This is a genomic window from Microbacterium sp. zg.Y909 (assembly GCF_024626565.1).
The window spans coordinates 1-3,630 of record NZ_JANJFJ010000422.1 but is presented as its reverse complement, the minus strand read 5'-3'; the positions used below and the strand labels follow the sequence as shown (position 1 = coordinate 3,630).

5 protein-coding genes are annotated in these 3,630 nt (G+C 71.3%); 4 read left to right on the top strand and 1 reads right to left on the bottom strand.

Going from position 1 to position 3,630, the window contains the following annotated elements:
* Positions 1 to 363: 363 nt before the first annotated feature.
* Positions 364 to 1,422: an FUSC family protein gene (locus NQ160_RS20575; RefSeq protein WP_257516954.1), complete on the bottom strand. Its 1,059-nt coding sequence runs from the start codon at positions 1,420 to 1,422 to the stop codon at positions 364 to 366.
* 100 nt (positions 1,423 to 1,522) lie between these two features.
* On the opposite strand from NQ160_RS20575, the gene NQ160_RS20570 reads away from it, so the two are divergent.
* The 4 genes from NQ160_RS20570 to NQ160_RS20555 all read left to right on the top strand — a co-directional run bounded on the left by NQ160_RS20570 (position 1,523) and on the right by NQ160_RS20555 (position 3,391).
* Complete coding sequence (locus NQ160_RS20570) at positions 1,523 to 2,257, top strand: L-ribulose-5-phosphate 4-epimerase (RefSeq protein ID WP_257516953.1); 735 nt, start codon at positions 1,523 to 1,525, stop codon at positions 2,255 to 2,257.
* A 179-nt stretch (positions 2,258 to 2,436) separates the two neighbouring features.
* Entirely contained in the window at positions 2,437 to 2,730 is a 294-nt protein-coding gene (locus tag NQ160_RS20565) for a hypothetical protein (RefSeq protein WP_257516952.1), read from the top strand.
* Between the two features lie 60 nt (positions 2,731 to 2,790).
* Positions 2,791 to 3,111 carry a DUF7882 family protein gene (locus tag NQ160_RS20560; protein WP_257516951.1) on the top strand — a complete coding sequence of 107 codons (321 nt, stop codon included), beginning with the start codon at positions 2,791 to 2,793 and terminating at the stop codon, positions 3,109 to 3,111.
* An 85-nt stretch (positions 3,112 to 3,196) separates the two neighbouring features.
* On the top strand, positions 3,197 to 3,391 hold the full coding sequence (locus tag NQ160_RS20555) for a hypothetical protein (protein ID WP_257516950.1): 195 nt from the start codon (positions 3,197 to 3,199) through the stop codon (positions 3,389 to 3,391).
* The last annotated feature ends 239 nt before the right edge of the window (positions 3,392 to 3,630 follow it).

Below are 3,630 nucleotides of genomic sequence, written 5' to 3'. Positions count from 1 at the left end.
CGTCGTGTGCGCCTGGTGCTCGAGGTACACCAGCGTGCCGCCCTCGACCGGTTCCCCCGAGCCCGCGCCGGCGGGGTCGGGGGCGGCCGGCGCGCAGGCGGTGAGGGCGAGCAGTGCCAGCGCCGCCGCGGCGGCGGCCCCGGATCGGGTCGGGAAGGTGGCGGACATGGTGTGTCGCTTTCTCTCGGTGCGCCGGCGGCGTCTGGCCGTCGCGGCGGGGTGGAGGTCAGCGTAAGGAGGGCCGCGCGGGCCGCGGGCGGGGGGCCCGCCAATATGTCGGCCTGTGTCGGTGGCGGTCCGCAGTCCCGGTCACCGCGCAGCGCGAGCGGGTGTTGTGTGGCGAAATGTGACGCGGTGTCCGCGTCAGGTGCGCGGTGCGGTCAGGGCGCCGTGTCCGGGACGGTGGAGCAATCCGGATGCCGCGCCCAGCGCGCCGCCCACGATCGTGTCGACGATGCGTTCACCGACGAAGGCGGTGCCCAGCTGCCCCGTCGCCGCTCCCGTCAGCAGCAGCACGAGCGGCGTGATGAACACCAGCGCCAAGCCGTAGTTGCGCACCACGATCAGCTCGATGACGAACTGCAGCCCGCCGAGCACCACCGCCAGCCACAGCCCTTCGACGCCCCAGGGCGCGATGAGTAGGAACACCGCGGCGCCGACGACCGTGCCGAGCATGCGGTGGAGCGCCCGGGCGACGGCCGTGCGGCGGCCGACGGCGGTGCCGACGACGGCGAGCGCCGCCCCCACGACCCAGTACGTCCGGGCGGGGTCGACGGTGGCGCCGATCGCCGTGCCGACGATCGTGACGAGGGCCGCGCGCAGGAACATCGTGCCGGCGACGCCCGCGAGCGTCGGGCGGGGCAGCAGCTGCCGCACCGGACGCGCCGATGCGCGGCGCACACTCGGCCACAGCAGCGGGATCAGCGCGAGCAGGTAGGAGAAGCCGATGCCGAGGGCGAGGATGCCGAGGTAGGCGAAGGACTCCGCGCCCTCCAAGGCTCCGGCGATCTGCCCGCTCAGCCCGTAGACGAGCACGAAGAAGAGGGGTCCGGGTGCGCCGAGCCGCAGGCCGTACATCGCCGCTGCCGCCGCCAGCGCGACCACCACCAGACCCGCGAGCGAGAGCGCCGGGGATGCGGCGCATACGACGCCGAGGGCCGCGGCGGCCAGCAGCCCGGCTCCGATGAACGGCAGCACACGCGCGCGTTCGACCGGCGGCAGGGCGGAGGCATGGATGACGATGAACGCGCCGGCGGCCGCGCGATATCCGACCTCCGGGGCGCCGAGCAGTGCGAACACCGCGATCGGCGTCGTCATCGCAGCCGCCGCCTGCAGCGCGAGCGGCCATCGGGGCGCCGGGGCGGGCGCGAGCCGCAAGAGTCCCGCGAGGATGTCGCGCACCGCGGCGCGCGCGTGCGACATGAGGCCTCCGTGGGGCGGTGGACGGGCGGATCGGGGTGCTTCAACGGTAACCGGAGCCGGAGCCGGAGCCGCCCAACGTGTCGCCGGTAACATCGGCCCCATGACCGCTGCCACTTCTGCTCCCGCGTCGCTCCCCCTGTCTTCCGAGGTCGAGGCGGCGGCCGCACGGGTCCGCGCCGAGGTGGCGGCCCTGCACGCCGAGCTGGTGCGCTACGGCCTGGTCGTGTGGACCGGTGGCAACGTGTCCGGCCGGGTGCCCGGTGCTGACCTGTTCGTGATCAAGCCGTCGGGGGTCTCGTACGACGACCTCGCGCCGGAGAACATGATCCTGTGCGACTTGGACGGGAACGTCGTCCCGGGTACCCCGGGCAGTGAGCGAGCCCCGTCGAGCGACACCGCCGCGCACGCTTACGTGTATCGCAACATGCCGCAGGTGGGCGGGGTGGTGCACACGCATTCGCCGTATGCGACGGCGTGGGCCGCGCGTGGGGAGGCGATTCCGTGTGTGATCACGGCGATGGCGGATGAGTTCGGTGGCGAGGTGCCGGTGGGGCCGTTCGCGATCATCGGTGACGATTCGATCGGCCGCGGCATCGTGGAGACGCTCACCGGGCATCGGTCGCGGGCGGTGCTGATGCAGAACCACGGCCCGTTCACGATCGGTTCCAGCGCGAAGGATGCTGTCAAGGCGGCGGTGATGGTGGAGGACGTCGCCCGCACGGTGCATCTGGCCCGGCAGGGCGGGGAGCTCATCCCGATCCCGCAGGATGCGATCGACCGGCTCTACGACAGGTACCAGAACGTCTACGGACAGACCGCCGACGACCGCCGGTGATCCGCGTCGAGGAGTAACCGACCACCGGCATCCTGTCAATCCCCTCCCCGTCCCGAGACCCGGCGCGCACCCTCGGGGTGGAGGCATGACCATGGATTCCCCATTCCCATCTCACCGTCGCCAGCAGCATCCGCCCCCGCGGGACCGCGTGCGTCCCGCCGTCCGTTTCGGGTGACGCCATGGAACGCACGACGGCTACCGGGCGCATCCGGGTGGAGCCGATGGGCCGCGGCGCCTGGCGACTGTGCGACCGCGCCCAAGAGGATGCCGGCCTCGCTCTGCTGGCCTACGTCGAGTACACCTACGAAGGCGACTACGAGGCGATCTGGGTCGCCGTGGGCGCTGCGGCCAGCCGGCATCCGACCCTCGACGAGGTGATCCGCACCGCGCTGGAGTCGCTGGCGCCGGCCGCAGAGTCGCGGCGCACCAAGCCGATCCCCATCGCGCATCGCTCCCCCTTCGCCGCCCGCTGAGCGCGGGCCGCATGCGGCCCGGGATTGGTGCGCGGGTAACGACCCGTCTACGGTTGTCGTGTGGGAAAACTCGTCTACGGCAGCGGCAACCGGTCCTTCGACATCGAGGACCGTACGCTGGCCCACCTGCGGGTCGTTGTCATGAACAAGCTCCGCCGCGGAGAGCCGTTCATGTTCCACCACACCGAGCCGCACGTGACCTGCAGCGTCTGGATGCACCCGGCCGTTCCGATCGTCTTCCACTTCCACGGCAGCCGTCAGCCCGCGGTCAACCGCGAATGGGTCGAAGCGCTCATGCAGGAGGCCAGCAGCGCCCACGGGCTGAGGATCGTTCCGGAACCCGCTCCCGGCTCGCTGATCCCCACCGAATCGGCCGGCTGACGCACGGCACCTCGGCGGATACTGCAGCCGCTGCGCGATGTAAAGCCCTCGGCGCCGCCCGGCGAAGATGCTTACGGTGAGCGGTATGACCGCCGACGACATGACCGATGAACAGAAGCGCCGCGATCAGCTGCTCGCCGCACCCGACGCCGTCGAATCCGACGCCGATCCGCGCATCGACGTGACTCGACGAGACGGCGTCACCCGCATCGACATCCGCGACGACGCCGCAGTGCGCCCCGGAGGGCCGGACCTCGACGACGAGATCGACTCCCGCTGACACCGGTGGTGCGAGGCACCCTCGAAGCCGTGCTAAGCTGAATCAACCCCGTTCGGGAACCGAGTGCCAAGTCCGCGTCACGAAGACGCCAGGCACCACCACATGAAAGTTCTATTTTTGTCATCTGTCATTTGCTGCGACACTGTCGCGCAGCACCCGCTCGATTGGCGCCAAGCCGATCGCGATGTGCACGTCGCCACTTCCGGCGGCGAGTACGCCGGTTTCGCCGCGCGTGTGGC